The sequence below is a fragment of the Halomonas caseinilytica genome (genome assembly GCF_001662285.1).
GTDB classification, from domain to species: domain Bacteria; phylum Pseudomonadota; class Gammaproteobacteria; order Pseudomonadales; family Halomonadaceae; genus Halomonas; species Halomonas caseinilytica.
Genome location: NZ_BDEO01000010.1, coordinates 48,196 through 64,608 on the forward strand (window position 1 = coordinate 48,196; position 16,413 = coordinate 64,608).

Annotated in this window: 15 protein-coding genes; 7 read left to right on the plus strand and 8 right to left on the minus strand. The window is 64.8% G+C overall.

Annotated features, from left to right (window positions below):
* Positions 1-36: 36 nt before the first annotated feature.
* Complete coding sequence (locus HSDC_RS11875; RefSeq protein WP_064700163.1) at positions 37-510, minus strand: nucleoside deaminase; 474 nt, start codon at positions 508-510, stop codon at positions 37-39.
* Positions 511-720: 210 nt separating this feature from the next.
* Between HSDC_RS11875 and HSDC_RS11880 the strand changes: the two genes are divergently transcribed.
* A complete protein-coding gene (locus HSDC_RS11880) occupies positions 721-1,353 on the plus strand; it encodes a LysE family translocator (protein WP_064700164.1) in 633 nt (210 codons plus the stop codon).
* Positions 1,354-1,467: 114 nt separating this feature from the next.
* Here HSDC_RS11880 and rapA read toward each other — a convergent pair whose 3' ends face one another.
* Entirely contained in the window at positions 1,468-4,401 is a 2,934-nt protein-coding gene (gene rapA, locus HSDC_RS11885) for an RNA polymerase-associated protein RapA (protein ID WP_064700165.1), read from the minus strand.
* 122 nt (positions 4,402-4,523) lie between these two features.
* Entirely contained in the window at positions 4,524-5,324 is an 801-nt protein-coding gene (locus HSDC_RS11890) for a TlpA disulfide reductase family protein (protein WP_064700166.1), read from the minus strand.
* Positions 5,325-5,444: 120 nt separating this feature from the next.
* On the opposite strand from HSDC_RS11890, the gene HSDC_RS11895 reads away from it, so the two are divergent.
* Entirely contained in the window at positions 5,445-5,660 is a 216-nt protein-coding gene (locus HSDC_RS11895; protein WP_064700167.1) for a hypothetical protein, read from the plus strand.
* A gap of 22 nt (positions 5,661-5,682) precedes the next feature.
* Here HSDC_RS11895 and HSDC_RS11900 read toward each other — a convergent pair whose 3' ends face one another.
* The 4 genes from HSDC_RS11900 to HSDC_RS11915 all read right to left on the minus strand — a co-directional run bounded on the left by HSDC_RS11900 (position 5,683) and on the right by HSDC_RS11915 (position 9,257).
* On the minus strand, positions 5,683-6,285 hold the full coding sequence (locus HSDC_RS11900) for a LysE family translocator (RefSeq protein ID WP_064700168.1): 603 nt from the start codon (positions 6,283-6,285) through the stop codon (positions 5,683-5,685).
* Between the two features lie 12 nt (positions 6,286-6,297).
* Positions 6,298-7,128, minus strand: a complete 831-nt coding sequence (locus HSDC_RS11905; protein WP_082920024.1) for an AraC family transcriptional regulator — start codon at positions 7,126-7,128, stop codon at positions 6,298-6,300.
* Positions 7,129-7,270: 142 nt separating this feature from the next.
* Positions 7,271-8,086, minus strand: coding sequence for a 2,5-didehydrogluconate reductase DkgB (dkgB, locus tag HSDC_RS11910; RefSeq protein WP_064700170.1), 816 nt, complete (start codon positions 8,084-8,086; stop codon positions 7,271-7,273).
* A gap of 226 nt (positions 8,087-8,312) precedes the next feature.
* Positions 8,313-9,257 (minus strand): LysR family transcriptional regulator, encoded by a 945-nt coding sequence (locus tag HSDC_RS11915; RefSeq protein ID WP_064700171.1) that lies wholly within the window; start codon positions 9,255-9,257, stop codon positions 8,313-8,315.
* Between the two features lie 167 nt (positions 9,258-9,424).
* On the opposite strand from HSDC_RS11915, the gene aptA reads away from it, so the two are divergent.
* The 5 genes from aptA to HSDC_RS11935 all read left to right on the plus strand — a co-directional run bounded on the left by aptA (position 9,425) and on the right by HSDC_RS11935 (position 14,850).
* Positions 9,425-10,768: an omega-aminotransferase AptA gene (gene aptA, locus HSDC_RS11920; protein WP_064700172.1), complete on the plus strand. Its 1,344-nt coding sequence runs from the start codon at positions 9,425-9,427 to the stop codon at positions 10,766-10,768.
* 266 nt (positions 10,769-11,034) lie between these two features.
* The gene (locus HSDC_RS11925; protein WP_064700173.1) at positions 11,035-12,525 is read left to right on the plus strand and encodes a CoA-acylating methylmalonate-semialdehyde dehydrogenase; all 1,491 of its coding nucleotides are present in this window, start codon (positions 11,035-11,037) and stop codon (positions 12,523-12,525) included.
* A 76-nt stretch (positions 12,526-12,601) separates the two neighbouring features.
* The gene (locus HSDC_RS17035; protein WP_258027406.1) at positions 12,602-12,733 is read left to right on the plus strand and encodes a hypothetical protein; all 132 of its coding nucleotides are present in this window, start codon (positions 12,602-12,604) and stop codon (positions 12,731-12,733) included.
* A 45-nt stretch (positions 12,734-12,778) separates the two neighbouring features.
* Positions 12,779-14,341, plus strand: a complete 1,563-nt coding sequence (locus HSDC_RS11930; RefSeq protein WP_211612821.1) for a sodium/proline symporter — start codon at positions 12,779-12,781, stop codon at positions 14,339-14,341.
* Positions 14,338-14,850 carry a hypothetical protein gene (locus HSDC_RS11935; protein ID WP_064700174.1) on the plus strand — a complete coding sequence of 171 codons (513 nt, stop codon included), beginning with the start codon at positions 14,338-14,340 and terminating at the stop codon, positions 14,848-14,850. Before HSDC_RS11930 ends, HSDC_RS11935 begins: the two co-directional genes overlap by 4 nt.
* A 31-nt stretch (positions 14,851-14,881) precedes the next feature.
* Here the strand turns inward: HSDC_RS11935 and HSDC_RS11940 are convergent, their stop codons facing one another.
* A complete protein-coding gene (locus HSDC_RS11940) occupies positions 14,882-16,327 on the minus strand; it encodes an aldehyde dehydrogenase family protein (protein ID WP_064700175.1) in 1,446 nt (481 codons plus the stop codon).
* Positions 16,328-16,413 lie beyond the last annotated feature (86 nt).

Here is a 16,413-nt window from a genome sequence, read left to right on the forward strand (position 1 = left end):
GCCGGCCGGGGCCGCCAGCGAGGAAGCGCGAGGGCGTCAGGCGTGGCAGCGTCGCTGCAGGGCCTTGACCTCGTCGTCCAGGCCGGGAGCTGGGCCGTCGACCTCGATGCTCGGCGCGATCTCCTGAATCGGTAGTGGCCGAACCGGCGGCGGGGCGATGCCCCATTCGTTCAGCCAGGCGGTGAGCTGCGCCGAGGAACTGGCGTAGACGATGCGCCCAAGCCCCACCCAGGCATGGGCGGCAGCGCACATCGGGCAGTGTTCGCCTGAGGTATAGACGGTGGCAGTGGCCCGAGCCGCCGGGGGAAGGTGTTCCGCGGCCCAGCGCGCGAGGGCGAATTCCGGATGACGCGTTGCATCGCCACCGGCGATGCGGTTGCGATCCTCGGCCAGCACCTCACCATCGGCGCCGACCAGCACGCTGCCGAAGGGTTCGTCGCCGTGATCGAGCGCTTCGGTCGCCAGCGCCACGCAACGGCGCAGATGGGTCATGTCAGTATCGTCGAGCATGCTGTTACTCCAAGATTGCCGGGAAGAGATCTTGTCTGCGCAAGGCAACCACTGGTTACGCTTCCTTGTGACCGGGTTCCGGGCGTCTTGCGCTTTCATGGTCGGGGTGCCATCGTCGTTTGACGCCCATATCCGCGATACGAAAGCACTTGACGATGCCGGTGCCAGCCCTAGATGCCAATAGCGTAGCGAAGGAAGGGAGGTGCGACGATGGAGATATCCGAGTGGCTATTGTTCGTGGTGGTGGCGTCTGTTGCCATCATGAGCCCGGGGCCGGCCGTCCTGGTGGCCATGCGTAATAGCCTGAATGGCGGCGCGCGGCGCGTGATGGTGTCTTCGCTCGGCAATATCGTGGGGTTGGTCTGTGTCGCGGGCCTGGCGACCCTGGGGCTGGGGGCGGTGCTGCATACCGCGGAGTGGCTGTTCTCGTTGATCAAGGTGCTGGGGGCGGCCTATCTCGTGTACCTCGGCATTCGCCAGTGGCGTGCCGAGACCCCCTTGCTGTCGGCAGCCTCCGTTACTGCTCAGAGAGGCTGGTCGCGGTGGCGGACGTTCCTCGAAGGGTATCTCGTGGCGATCAGCAATCCCAAGGCCATTCTGTTCTTTTCGGCGTTGTTTCCGCAGTTCATTGTGCCGGAGAGCGCTCTGGTGCCGCAGTTCGCCCTGTTGATTGCGACATTCATGATGATGTCGTTCATGACGCTGGTGGGCTATGGCCTGCTGGCGCGCCGGCTGGTGTCGCAACTGCGTTCGCCGCGCTGGACGCGATATATCCAGCGCTTTATGGGCAGCTTGTTCATTGGTCTGGGGATTTCGTTGTTTCGGGCACGATTGCCGGCCTGAGCAGTGCCTGATGAGTCCAGGGAAGGCAGATCATACATACCGGGCCGCTGGCAGTATTGCCTGCCTTCAGCCCGGTATGTTGCGCGTACTCATGCCGGCTTTCGCAACGCCGCTCTAGCGGGTGTCCTCGTCCACGGTGACGATGACGCGCACGGCGTCGAGGCGCAGCCGGGTACCTTCGATGGCGGCATCCAGTGTGGCGCGCTCGTCGCGCAGGGCGGTCAGCTCGTCCTCGCGCACCGAGGGGTTGCGTTGCGCCAGGGCTTCCAGGCGAGCCAGTTCGCTATCGAGGGCGGTGCGCATGCGGTCTTGGGCGGCCTCGACGATGCTCGGCAACTCGCGTTCGGCCTCTGTCTCGGCGCGGTCGAGCAGCTCGCGGAGCTGGTCGTGACGACTCTTGATCAGGTCGCGGGCCACCGCCTTCTTGACCTTGTTCAGGTTCTTCGAAAGCCCGCTGAACGAGATCTTGTCGGTGAGGTTGGCGCCGGACTCGTCCAGCAGCACGCGAACCGCCGTGGGCGGCAGGAAGCGGTTGAGATGCAACCGCTTGGGCGCCGGGCAATGGGTGCGGAAGACCAGTTCGGCCATCAGGCGACCGCCGGGAATCGACGGATGCTTGAGCAGCGCCAGGGCGGTGTTGCCCATGGAACCCTCGAGGATGCGGGCCATCATCTCGCGGGTCAGCGGGTGCTCCCAACTGAGGTGCTGGACATCGTCGCGTGCCAGGGCGCGCTCCCGGGAGAAGGTCGCCGAGAAGCCTTCTTCGCCCTTGACCAGGCCGGGCAGGCCATCAAGCATCTGCGGGCTGGGGCGCAGGAGCTGGATGTCGCCGCCCAGGTCCTGGCTGTCGACGCCGAAGATGTCCAGGGCCTGGTCGATGTAGCGGCGCAGGGCGCGGTCGGTGTCCAGTTCGTGAATCGACGAGATGACGGCCTCGGCACGTTCGTGACGGCAGGCGTTGAGCTCCAGCAGCCGATTGCGGCCGGCGTCGCGTTCGGCCAGTCGGGATTCGAAGAAGCTCCGGGTCTCGTCGATGACTTCTTCCAGCGCTTCTTCGTCGAGCAGGGCATCGGCCAGGGTATCGCCGAAGGCGGCGTAGATGTCGCTGCCCAGGCCATGGGGCGCGCTGAAGGCGTCCATGCCGTCGCGGTACCAGCGCAGCAGGCGCTCGCCGGGGCTGTTCGCGAACACCGGGACATGCATTTCGATGGGATGACGCTGGCCGATTCGATCCAGGCGGCCGATGCGCTGTTCCAGTTGATCCGGATGCAGCGGCAGGTCGAACATCACCAGGTGATGGCAGAACTGGAAGTTGCGACCTTCGGAGCCGATTTCCGAGCAAATCAGCACCTGACTGCCTTCCTCCTCGTCGGCGAAAGCGGCCGCGGCGCGGTCGCGCTCCACCAGCGAGAGGCCCTCGTGGAACACGGGGGCATGCATGCCGCCCAGCACGCGAAGGGCCTCGGACAGGCCGGTGGCGGTCTCGCGATCATGGGCGATCACCAGCGCCTTGTCGTCGCCGAGATCGGTCAGGCGCTCGAGAAGCCAGGTTACCCGGGGGTCGATCTGCCACCAGGGTTCGGCATTCAGGGGGTCGTTGGCCAGGGCCCGATACATGGCGTCCAGATAGACGAGCACCTCGGGATGATCGAGGCCACTTTCGATGAGCAACTCGTCCAGGTAGTCCTCGTCGCGCCCCAGGCGACGCAGCACGCGACGGTAGGCGGCCGGCGGCTCGAGGCGCTCGACGTGCAGGCGACGCTCGGGAAAACCGCCGACATGGCGCCGGCTGTTGCGGAACATCACCCGTCCGGTGCCATGACGATCCAGAAGCTGGTCGCGAAGCTGGTCGCGGGCGGCGTCGCGCTGCGCCGCATCGCTTTCCGTCGAGGCCAGTGTGTCCAGCAGGGCCTGGCTGTCGGCCTCGTGGATGACCGCCGCGACCCGTTGGCGGTCTTCTTCCTGACCGGGCAGGCGCTCCAGGGCATCGATGGCCTCGGCGACCTCGATGTAGTGGCGTTCCTCTTCCTGGAAGTCGGCCAGGCTGTGGTAGCGGTCCGGGTCGAGCAGGCGCAGGCGCGTGAAATGGCTCTCCTGGCCCATCTGCTCCGGCGTGGCGGTGAGCAGCAGCAGGCCAGGCACGTTGGCGGCGAGGCGCTCTACGCAGGCATAGCCGGGACCGACTCGCTCCTCGGAGCACTCCAGATGATGGGCCTCGTCGACGATCAGCAGGTCCCAGTCGCAGGCTTCGGCCTGGGACTGGCGGTGTGGATCGGCGAACAGCCAGTCCTGGCTGGCCAGGATCAGCTGACCGGCTTCGAAGGGGTTGGCGTCGCCGTGGGCCAGGCTCTGCTGCTCGTCCAGCAGGGTGACCTCCAGCGAAAAGCGACGCAGCAGCTCCACCAGCCATTGATGGGTCAGGCTAGCCGGCACCAGGATCAGCGCGCGCTCGGCGCGGCCGGTGAGCAGCAAGCGGTGCAGGATCAATCCGGCCTCGATGGTCTTGCCCAACCCGACCTCGTCGGCCAGCAGCACGCGAGGCGAAGACCGGCGAGCGATTTCGTCGGCGATGTAGAGCTGATGGGGAATCAGGTCGACACGCGGGCCGGCCAGGCCCAGGGCCGGGTTCTGTTCGACGCGGTGATGGTGGTGCAGGGTCCTGAAGCGCAGGTCGAACCAGTCGTTACGGTCGACCTGGCCGGTCAGCAGTCGATCCCTGGCCTGGTCGAACTGCATGGTATCGGCCAGCTTGGCTTCAGGCAGCTCGCAGAGCTCGCCCTGTTCGCTTTCGCCGATGTAGGTGATCAGGCCGTTGACTTCCTTGCTGTCGTCGACGGTCATGTGCCAGCCATCGGCGGACTGAATGCGGTCGCCGCTACCGAAGACCACGCGGGTCAGGGGCGCCTGCCGGCTGCTGTAGGTACGGGTTTCCTGGCTGGCGCCGAAGAGGACGGTAACGCTGCGGTTGTCGCAGTTGAGGATGGTGCCCAGGCCGAGTTCGGCCTCGCCGTCGCTGATCCAGCGTTGGCCGGGAGAGAAGTCGCTCATGGTGCCTCGGGATGCTAGGAATCATGTCTCGCGTCGCGGCCGCGATGAGATGGGACCGCGAGATACAGGGCGCGGTATATTACAGCAAAGCGCTCCATGGCTTAAGCCTCCCGGGAGGCGTTTCAGTGCGGTCCCAGCCAGTCGTCCAGCGTGGCGCGGGTGAGCTCGCCGACATGCTGGGCAACGCCGCGTCCCTCGGCGTCGAACAGCAGGGTGGTGGGCAGCCCCGGCGATTCGCTCTCGACCATCAGTGACTGGCGGGGATCGAGCAGGGCATGTTCGAAGGTGAGCCCCTGTTCATCGAGGTAGCGGACCACAGGCAGCAGGTCTTCGCCTTGGTTGACCACCACCACGGTGACGTCTTCGCGGTCGTCGACCTCATCGAGCAGCGGCATTTCTCGCCGGCAGGGCGGACACCAGGTCGCCCAGAGGTTGATCAGCACATGCTCGCCGTTCAAGGAGGCCAGAGTGACGCTTTCCCCGTCCAGGTTCTCGAGGGTGATGTCGGGGAGCTGTCGCAGCGGCATGCCGTTGCCCAGCGGCGCCAGTGCCGTCAGGGCCAGCCACAGCAGCGAGGCGCCGATCGTCAGCCCTGTGGCACCGAGCAGGGCGCCGAGCCGGTCGCGCAGCGACCAGAGCGTCCAGGCCAGTGCCGCCAGCAGTCCCACGACGCCCTGGAAGCCGGGCTGCCAGAACTTGAGGATGTCCAGTGGCGCCTCGGCATAGGCCGCCGGATGCAGTGCGACATGCCCGAGCCGGGCCGCTACCAGCCAGACGATGAGCAGACCATTGAACCAGCGAATATGGCGCTGCCTGGGGAGGCCGAGCAAAAAGGCGCTGAGTGCCAGCAGCAAGAGCGTGACGGCGAGGGCATAGAGGCGTGGCAGGGGGATCAGCACGGGCCCCAGGGCGATGGCATCCATGATGTGGTTCGGGCTTCCGGGTCGAGGGTCGGCGCACTGCGCCGGACCGGTTACACTTGGCGGATTCGTTTCGCCAAGCCTACTGCCGGCGAGCAAGGCTGTCATCCAGCGGGAGCTTTCATGGCAAAACCAGCCTTCGATACCCTTCGCGCCCTGGCCATCGCCAGCCAGGCCCTGGGCTTCATTCTCATTATTACTCTGGAAACGGTGATGGGGGACGCGGCTCGCCCCTGGCAGGGCTGGACCCTGGCGGCCATGGTGGTGGCGGCCCTGTGGATCGCCCTGGTGAGGTTGTACCGGCGCAACAAGGTGCGCAAGCAGCGAGACTCATCGTGAGGGCGATACCCGGAGAGCCCTCTTAAACCTGAAGCGGCAGGTAGACGTGTTCGTAGCCGATCGAGCCTGCCACGCCAATCAGCAGGACCGCCATGACCAGGTTGAGCGTCTTGAAGACGCGCGGGTTCCCGAGGCGGCGGCCGGCCAGGAAGCCCGCCAGAGCATAGCTGCCAGGCGCGCCTGAGGCCAGCACCGCAAGGCCCAGGGAGGCGAGCAGCAGTCCAGGCCCTTCGATGCCCGCGTGGGGAAACTGGAGGGTCGCGATGGGCAGAGTGGCCACCAGCCCCTTGGGGTTCATCAGCTGCATGGCCAGGCCATCGCGAAAGCGTAACCGGGTGCCTTGGGTCGTTCCGTCGATGCTGACCTCGGCGCGCATGACCTTGAGGGCAAGGTAGGCGATATAGAGGCAGCCCAGTGCGCTGATTACCAGCAAGGCATCGCCGCGGACCCAGCGAGCCCCTACCCAGCCGAACAACAGCAGCAACAGCAGCATGGCCGTGCCGACACCGGCGAAGAAGCCCAGCGACGAGGCGAAGCGGCCGTTCAGGCCGGAATTCAGGGCAAACAGGTTCACTGGCCCTGGCGTGTACATCACGCCAATGGCATAGGCGAGGATCTCGAGCATGATGGGGTCCGGTCAGGTGGTGACGTTGCGCTGATACTGTTTCGGCGTCATGCCGTAGATGCGCTTGAAGCGGCGGTTGAAGTGACTCAGGTCGGCGAAACCGTAGCGGCCGACCACGTCGTTGAGCTCTTGGCCCGCATCAAGGGCCGAGCGGGCGGCGTTGATGCGGCAGTTGAGCACGTACTGGTGCGGGGTGATGCCGAACTGGCGACGGAACAACCGCAGGAAGTGATACTTGGAGAGATGGGCCGCCTGACTGATCTCCTCGAGGGAAAGGTCGTGCTCGGCGTGGGCATGGATGAATGCCTTTGCCCGCTCCAGCAGCTTGTCGGTGCGCCCCGTCGACACTTCCTCATCCAGGTTGCCGCTCCGTTGGATCAGCCGAGCGGCGATCCGATAGAGCGCGTACTCCTGATCGATGCGGCTGCCCGTGTCGGTATCGATTCGCCGCGCGAGGTCGAGGATCTCGCCACGCAGGGTGTCGTCGTGGAGCAATGTCTCGGTGGCGCGAAACTGGCTGGCGCTCTCCCGGCCTGCCGCACTGGCGAACAGCGGCGCGAGCTGCGCCGGGTCCACATAGAGCATCACATAGTCGAGGGTAGCGTCGCTGCCTGCCTGGCCGTCATGGACCTCGTCCGGATTGAGCTCGATGACGGTGCCGGGGCGGCTGCAGTGGTATTCGCCGCTGCTGAAGAAGTCCTGGCGTCCGGCCAGGGTCACGCCGAAGGCATACTCCTCGTGGGCGTGGCGATCATAGCGGAAGTCGCTCATGGCGGCGCGCAGCATGGTGAGCCCCGGCACATGCCGGCTTCTGGTGAAGCGAAACTGGCTCTGTTGCATCACGGTCGCACCTCCTCGGGCGGCGTCTGTGCCCTGTACGCCACCACTGTAGCGTCACTCGGCCGCCGGGGCTTGGACAGAATTGCGCAGTTCACCGGGCAGCTCCGCTGTCGGAAGCTGCCGAGTCGAGGAGGTGCAGGCCGGTTTATTGGTCCCAGTCGGGGGCGATCTCGGGGTTGGCGATGCGTTCGCCGCGATCGAGGGTGGCGATCTCGGCCATTTCCTCGTCGCTCAGGGTGATGTCCAGGGCCTCGATATTGCGCTTGAGGTTGGTCTCCTTGGTGGAGGACGGGAAGGTGACGATGTCCAGCTGGTTCAGCCAGGCGATGGCCACCTGTGCCGGCGTGGCGTCATGGGCCTCGGCGATGCGCTGCAGGGTGGCATCCTCCATCACCTTGCCCACCGCTAGCGGCATGAAGGCGGTCACGGTGATGTCGTGGCTCTTGCAATGGGCGACCAGATCCCGGTTCTGCAGGAAGGGGTGGACTTCGATCTGGTTGGTCAGCAAGGCTCCGGGGCCGAGGATGTCCATGGCCTGGTCGATCTGCGCCCGGGTGAAGTTGGAAACACCGATATGGCGGGTCTTGCCGGCCTGCTGCACTTCGCTCAGGGCCGTCAGGTAGTCGGCCATCGGGACCTCGTCGCCGGGCGAGGGCCAGTGGATCAGCAGTAGGTCGACATACTCGGTGCCGAGCTTCTCTAGGCTCTCGTCGACGCTGGCCTTGAGGTCGGCCGGTTGCAATCGGTCGAACCAGACCTTGGTGGTCAGAAAGATTTCCTCGCGGGGGACCTCGCTGGCAGCGATGGCGGCGCCGACATCGGCCTCGTTGTCGTAGAACTGCGCCGTGTCGATATGGCGATAACCCAGCTTCAGGGCAGTATCGATGACGCGCCTCACCGTGTCGCCTTCCAGGCGATAGGTGCCGAGACCGGGGTTGGGCAGGGTCTGTTGGGTGCTCATGTTCGCTCCGTGTCGTGGGATGTCGCCTTGGGCGGTGGGCCCGCGCCAGGATTGATCGGTTAAAAGATTAGAAGATTCATGATGTGTTTGCGTACTTTTACCTATATGGGGCGGGGTCCCGGCACATCAAGGGGCGAAAGACGTAGTTTTCATACATTGAGGGGCATGTCCTTCGCGCTCGTGTCTCCAGCATGCCCGATCCGCGTTCAGACTCAGGAGGACGTCATCATGTCTCGTTTGACCTCGTCGTTGCAGGGCGCGACAGGCGCTCCAGTTCTTCGAGGTAGCTTTCCAGTACCAGGTTGGGCGGTGCCCCCTTCCGGGTGATGGCACTGTAGTGTGTGAGGTAGTGGCAATCGCTGGGATTCAGGGCACGCATTCGGCCGTCGCGTACCCAGCGCTCGGCATAGTGGGTCGGCAGGTAGCCGAGGTAACGACCGGAGAGGATCAGAAAGGCGATGCCTTCCCGGTCGGTGGCCGAGGCGGCGGCCTTGAGCGGTTCGTGAAGCGCCTTGATCTCCGGTGTCTGCGCATAGGCAGGCACGACGGCATCGCACTGTGCCAACTGCTGCCCGGTCACGCGCTCGGCATCGAAGAGAGGGTGTCCCGGGGCGCAGTAAAGCTGCGAGGCTTCCTGGTATAGCGCACGATACTGCAGCCCGGGCAGGGGCTTGAGTGTCGGAATCACGCCGGTATGCAGGCGCCCGTCCAGCACGGCCAGCTCGATGTCGTTGGGCGGTATCATGCGGATGTTGATGCGCACATCCGGGCCGCGCTCCTTGAGCGCGCTCAGGGCATCGGTGATCAGCATCTCGGGCATGGTCACCAGGTTATCGGTGATGCCGATGTTGAGCTCGCCCTTGAGCCGGGCATGCAGGCCATTGACCCGGGTGCGGAAACCTTCCACCGAGGCCAGCAGTTGCAGGGCGGCATCGAACACTTCGGTGCCTTCGTCGGTCAGGGCAAAGCCGCTGCGCCCGCGCTGGCACAGGCGCAGGCCGAGGCGCGTTTCCAGGTCGTTCATGGCCATGCTGATGGCGGCCCGGCTGATGTTCAGCTCCACCTCCGCCGCGGAAAATCCGCCACACTCCACGACCTTGCGATAGATTCTCAGCAGGCGAAGGTCGGCATCGCTGACCTGGCCGCCCAGGGCCTCTTTTCGGCGTGACATCGCACCGCACTCCTCGATGGCATCCCATGGCCAGGCTATCACGGAGGTGTTGAAAGTTAACCCATGGCTTACAGAAGAATAAATATATCGATATTTAATTGAACATGGGGCAGGGCTAGCTTTCTTGTCAGAACCTCCATCACGGTGACTCACGAGAGGGTGCTGCCATGTCAGTTCGAAATGCGTCCCCGGCCGCCGGGTTGAGCCCCGAGCAGCTGGATGCCTATTGGATGCCCTATACGGGCAATCGCCAGTTCAAGCGCGATCCACGCATCATCGTCGGCGCCGAGGGTAGTTATCTGACGGATGCCGAGGGGCGACGCATCTTCGATGGCCTCTCCGGCCTCTGGACCTGCGGTGCCGGCCACTGTCGCCCGGAAATCACCGAGGCGGTCAGCCGCCAGCTCGGCGAGCTGGACTATTCGCCAGCCTTCCAGTTCGGTCATCCCAAGGCCTTCGAGCTGGCCCATCGTCTTCGTGAGCTGATGCCCGAGGGGCTGGATTACGCCTTCTTCACCGGCTCCGGTTCCGAGAGCGCGGACACCTCCCTGAAGATCGCACGGGCCTACTGGCGCAAGAAGGGCAAACCGGCCAAGACCAAGTTGATCGGTCGCTCCAAGAGCTATCATGGCGTCAACTTCGGCGGTATCAGCCTGGGCGGCATCGGAGCCAACCGCGTGCTCTTCGGCCAAGGGGTCGATGCTGACCATCTTCCTCATACGCTGCTGAAGGAAAACGCCTTCACGCGGGGTATGCCCGAGCGCGGTGCTGAAAAGGCTGATGAATTGCTGGAGCTGATCGCCCTGCACGATGCCTCCAACATCGCGGCGGTGATCGTCGAGCCGCTGGCCGGCTCGGCCGGGGTGATCCCGCCACCCAAGGGCTATCTCAAGCGCCTGCGCGAGATCTGCGACCAGCACGACATCCTGTTGATCTTCGACGAGGTCATCACCGGGTTCGGCCGCATGGGAGCGATGACCGGCGCCGACGCGTTCGGCGTGGTGCCGGATATGCTCAATGTTGCCAAGCAGTTGACCAATGGTGCCGTGCCCATGGGCGGGGTCATCGTGCGTGACGAGATCTACCAGACCTTCATGGAGCAGGGCGGCCCCGACTACATGCTCGAGCTGCCCCATGGTTACACCTATTCGGGCCATCCGGTGGCCTGTGCTGCGGCCCTGGCCGCGCTGGATGTGCTCGAGAACGATCGCCTGATCGAGCGCGTTCGCGAGATGAGCCCGGTCTTCGAGGAAGCCCTGCACGGTCTCAAGGGGGCGCGTCATGTCAGCGACATCCGCAACTACGGTCTTGCCGGCGCCCTGCAGATCGAGCCCTATCCCGGCGAACCGGCACGACGCCCCTTCGAGATCGCCATGAAGTGCTGGGAGAAAGGCTTCTATGTGCGCTATGGCGGCGACACCATCCAGCTCGGCCTGCCGTTCATCGTCGAGCGCGAGGAAATCGACCGGCTCATCAACGCATTGGGCGACGCGCTCGGTGAGCTGGAATAAATCAGGCGACGCCTGTCGAGATGCGCGCCGGGGACAGGGCGAAGCGAGGGTCATCCGCCATGGGTGAGGCGCATGCCACCGAACGGGCTGGCTATGGAAGGCCAGCCCAGGTCCTGCAAGCGGAGCAGGAGGCGAGAGCGCCGCAGGGCGGATGTAGCGCCCAGGGAAGGGTTTACAGCGCCCTCGCGGAGGCTTGTCGACGGAACAGCGCATCGGACCGTCAGCACCAAGTTATTCTCCTAGCAGCTGCATTAAAGAGGTAATACATGACCACACTCGGCCATCTGATCAACGGCTCACGCGTCGCCGGTGAAGGGCGCACCCAGGACATCTTCAACCCTTCCTCCGGCGAGGTCGGCGGACAGGTGAGTCTGGCCAGCAAGGCTACCGTCGAGGATGCCATCGCCGCCGCCGAGGCCGCCTATCCGGCCTGGAGCAGTACGCCGCCCGCCAAGCGCGCTCGCGTGATGTTCAACTTCAAACAGCTGCTGGAGCAGAACGCCGACGAGATCGCCCGGCTGATCGGCCAGGAGCACGGCAAGATCGTCCACGATGCCAAGGGTGAATTGCAGCGCGGCATCGAGAACGTGGAGTACGCTTGCGGCGCACCGGAGCTGCTCAAGGGCGAGCACAGCAAGAACACCGGCCCGGGCATCGATTCCTGGAGCGAGTTTCAGCCGCTGGGTGTGGTCGCCGGCATCACGCCGTTCAACTTCCCGGCCATGGTGCCGCTGTGGATGTATCCGATGGCCATCGCCTGCGGCAACACCTTCGTGCTCAAGCCCTCCGAGCGCGACCCGACCTCGGCGCTCTATATCGCCGAGCTGGCGCTGGAGGCGGGACTGCCTGCCGGCGTGCTCAATGTCGTCAACGGTGACAAGGAAGCCGTCGACACCCTGCTCGACGATGCCCGCGTGCAGGCCGTCAGCTTCGTCGGCTCCACGCCGATCGCCGAAACCATCTACCAGCGTGCCAGCGCCAACGGCAAGCGCTGCCAGGCCCTGGGCGGTGCCAAGAACCATGCCATCGTGATGCCCGATGCCGACATGGACAATGTGGTCGACTCCCTGACCGGGGCCGCCTTCGGTTCTTCCGGCGAGCGTTGCATGGCGCTTTCCGTGGCGGTCGCGGTAGGCGACGAGGCGGCCGACGCCATGATCGACAAGATGCAGGGGCGGATGAAGACTCTCAAGGTCGGCCCCTTCCATGACCCCGAGAACGACTTCGGTCCGGTGATCACCAAGGCCCACCAGGAGAAGGTCTGCGGCTATATCGACAGCGCCGAGCAGCAAGGGGCCAGAGTCGTAGTCGATGGCCGCGGCGTACAGGTGCCGGGCCACGAGAACGGCTTCTATGTCGGCGGCACCCTGATCGACCGCGTGACGCCCGACATGACTTGTTATCTCGAGGAGATCTTCGGCCCGGTGCTGCTGGTGGTGCGCGTCAACTCCATGGAAGAGGCCATGCAGCTGATCGACGATCACGAGTACGGCAACGGCACCTGTATCTATACCCGCGACGGCGAGGCGGCGCGTTACTTCAGCGACCGTATCCAGGTGGGGATGGTCGGCATCAACGTGCCGCTGCCGGTGCCGGTTGCCTACCACAGTTTCGGTGGCTGGAAGCGCTCGCTGTTCGGCGACCTGGCTGCCTACGGCCCGGATGCCGTGCGCTTCTACACCAAGCGCAAGACTGTCACCCAACGCTGGCCATCGGCCGGGGTGCGCGAGGGCGCACAGTTCTCGTTTCCGTCCTGAAACACGTGCCCGTCCCCGTCTTTGGGGGCGGTGCTGTTATCAGTGGCAGTTTGTTCCACAGCAACCAGGAGGCGCGATGTTCGGATTACCTGCTTCGACCACCTGGCTCGTCATTGGCGTGCCGGTGTTCTGGATTCTCTACACCCTGGGGTTCTTGTGGGTGACGCGAGGCTGGCCGGGACTCAAGCAGTCGGGGCGCGAGGAGTAGCCCCATCCGGCGAATGAACGACATGACAATAACAAGGAGGCATGAGTGAATTCGACGGTACTACTTTTTCTCGCGCTGTACTTTCTGGCCATGCTGGCCGTGGGCATCGTTGCCATGCGCCGGGGTGGGTCGAGCAGCATGGAAGGCTATTACCTGAGTGGTCGCAATGTCGGTCCTCTGGTGACGGCGATGACCATGCAGTCGACGTCGATGAGCGGTTACATGTTCCTCGGCGCCGGCTCGCTGGGTTACACCCAAGGCTACTATGGCTTCTGGTATGCAGCAGGCGACATCGGTGGCGGTGTCGTCAACCTCTCCGTGCTGGGCAGGCGCATGCGCAAGCTGTCCCAGATCATGGGTGCCCTGACCTCGATCGAATATCTCGAGAAACGCTATCCCAGCAAGTGGGTGCGCCTCATCTCGGCCGTGCTTTCTGTCTTTCTGCTGGGGGCCTATGTGCTGGCGCAGTTCATCGCGGGCGGCAAAGGTCTGGAAATGGTAACGGGCTTGCCCTACGAGGCTTCCTTGCTGATCGCCGTGGCCGTGATTCTCGCCTATACCCTGATGGGCGGGTACGGTGCGGTGGCCTATACGGACTTGCTGCAGAGCCTGGTCATGCTGGTCGGCATCGTCTGGATTCTGTTCGCCACACTCCAGGAAGTGGGCGGACTGACGGCCGCCAACGAGGCCCTTGCCGCCCTTGATCCGACGTTGCTCAGCGTCTGGGGGCGGGATCTTGCCTACGAGGGGCAGTGGGGCATCGTGCTTGGCGCATTGCTGATCTTCTCGATCGGTTACATGGGCTGGCCCCATGTGGTGACGCGCCACATGGCGATGCGCAACCCTTTCCATGCCCGGCGTGCCGGGGTCTATTCGACGCTCTGGAACCTGGTGTTCGTGAGCGCCCCCTATATTCTGGGCACGCTGGCGATTCTGGTGCTGCCGGATCTCGATGACCCAGAACAGGCCATCTTCGCCCTGGCACAGAACCTGCTGCCAGCGGCCGTCGTCGGCATCGTGATGGCGGCGATCATGGCGGCCATCATGTCCACGGCGGACTCCATCCTGCTGCAGACGGGCAGTATCGCGGCGCGTGACCTCTATGAGCGCTTCATCAATCCGCGGATGGAAGAGAAGCAGATGGTGCGGGTATCGCAGCTTATCGTGCTGCTGCTCGGCATGGCGTGTGCCGTGATTGCCCTGTTCGAGCCGCCTGCCGTGTTCTCGATCGTGGTCTTCACCACCTCGGTGCTGGGGAGCGCTTTCCTGCCGGCCTATGTGGCAGCGGTGTGGTGGAAGAAGGCCAACACGCCGGGGGCTCTGGCATCGATCATCGTCGGTGCTGTCGTGGCCTTCCTGTGGAAGTACCTCGGCCTGGAGGCGGCGACCGAGATCCATCCCATGCTGGCCGGCCTGGTGCTGTCGAGCGTCACCATGGTCGCCGTCAGCCTGGCGACACAGCGGCAATACCCCGTGCCGGAGCACATCCTGAGGGCCATGCAGGAAACGGAAGAGCTGCGTCCCCTGCCGAGGTCGTTGGCCTCTCGGCAGAGCTTCGAAATGGCCCATGAGGCCTTGACGCTCAAATCCGCCGAGCGACCGACATGAAGGAGGAAGCGCTGAACGCGGTCGTCGATACAGAGGAGGCCTGGCTGTCTGCCCGGCTTTCTCTGGACGACGTGGCGAGACGGATCGCGGGAATCGATACTGCCCTGGAGGCTCGGGACGTCCAGGCCGTGGGATTTCCTTACCTGCTGTTCACCTTCCGGTGGGAATCTCGGCGCTGGGGGCGAACGCGCCAGGAACTGATGAGCTGCCTGGTCGATCGCTGCCAGGGCGTCAGCACGACGCTGGAGCGCATCGAGTTCGGCTCGCCTCCGGCTTCGCCGGTGTTGCTACAGCCCGAACTCGACACTCCACCCCTCGAGCGCAAGGCACGCCAGCACGTGATGCAGGTGCGACGCCATCGCTTGAAAAGACGCGCGGCCTCGGGACTGGAACGGGTCGAGCGGCAGTGGGTGCGAAAGCCCTTGTGGCGGGTTGCGGCCCGCCACAAGCGGTATGGCGACATCGAGTTGTTGCTGGATGGCGTGACGGGTGGTTACTACGTGATGTAATGGGCACCGCGCCTACTCGCTGCCGTGGCGTTCATTCCGGCCCGATCAGGTGTTTCACCTCCAGGTAGGCAGCCAGCCCCCAGGGGCCGAGTTCGCGGCCGATGCCGCTGTGCTTGAAACCGCCCCAGCCGGCCTCTGGCATCACCAACTGTTCGCTGTTGACCCAGATGCTGCCGGCGCGCAGGGCTCGGCCAACACGTCGGGCGCGTTCGGTGTCGCCGGAAATCACGGTGGCGGCAAGGCCGAAATCGGAGTCGTTGGCCAGCTCGATGGCTTCTGCTTCGCTTGCGACGCTGCGCGCGCAGAGCACCGGGCCGAAGATCTCCTCGCGCCACAGCCGGCTGCTGGTAGGCACGTCCCGGAACAACGTCGGCGCGATGAACTCGCCCTGCTTCGGCAGAGTGCGATGTCGGGCGTCGCGTACCGCGACCAACCCCTCTTCAGCGGCAATGGCCAGATAGTCTTCGACGCTCTGGCGCTGGCGTGCGCTGGTCATGGGCCCCATGTCGGTGTCGTCGGCCAGCGGGTCACCCAGGCGAATGGCGTCGATGCGCCGACCCAGAGCATCGTAGAGGGCGTCAGCCAGCGAGTGGTGGACGAGCAGGCGCGAGGTGGCCGAGCAGATCTGGCCGCTGTTGAAGTAGATCCCGGCCATCACCCAGTCGGCGGCCTGTTCCACCTCGGCGTCGTCGAGCACCAGGATCGGCGACTTGCCGCCGAGCTCCAGGGAAACGCCGCGAATGCCCTCGGCGGCGGCACGCATCACTTTCGCGCCTACCGCATTGCTGCCAGTGAACGAAAGCTTGTCGATACCAGGATGCGCGGTGAGCGGGGCGCCGATGCCCTCACCGTCGCCGTGCACCAGGTTGAGCACGCCGGCGGGCAGGTCGATGGCCTCGGCGATCTCGGCCAGGGCCTGTTCCGGCAGCGGGGTGACTTCCGAGGGCTTGAAGACCACCGTGCAGCCGGCGGCCAGTGCCGGGGCGATCTTCCAGGCGCTGGTCACCAGCGGAAAATTCCAGGGCGTGATCAGCCCGACCACACCGGCCGGGTCCTCGTAGGTACGTGCCGAGACACCCTCCATGCCATGTTCCACCAGGCGCCCCTGGCGGGCCTCCAGGGCTCGGGCCTGACCGGCATAGTAACGATAGCAGGCGATGGCGTCGTCGAGGTCGATCGCGGCCTCGGCCAGCGCCTTGCCGTTATTGGTGGACGAGAGCCGCATCAGCGACTCGCGGCGTTGCTCGAGGTGCGTGGCAAAGGCCTCGAGATAGGGCGCTCGGCCATCGCCGCCGAGTGCCTGCCAGGCTGGCTGGGACCGCCGGGCAGCGGTCACCGCGGCGTCGACGTCGGCCGGATCACCGGTGGTGACCTTGGCGATCTGCCGTTGGTGATAAGGATCGGTCACCGCCAGGCGGCGTTGGCCCTGGCTCTCGACCCAATGATTGTCGATGAACTGCTTGGTCAGGTGTTGCATATCAGGCTCCGGGGAAGAAGGAGATTCGGTCGGCGCAGCCCGTCGTTGCTCAGGGTGATGTCATCGCTCGGAAGACGCATACGGTA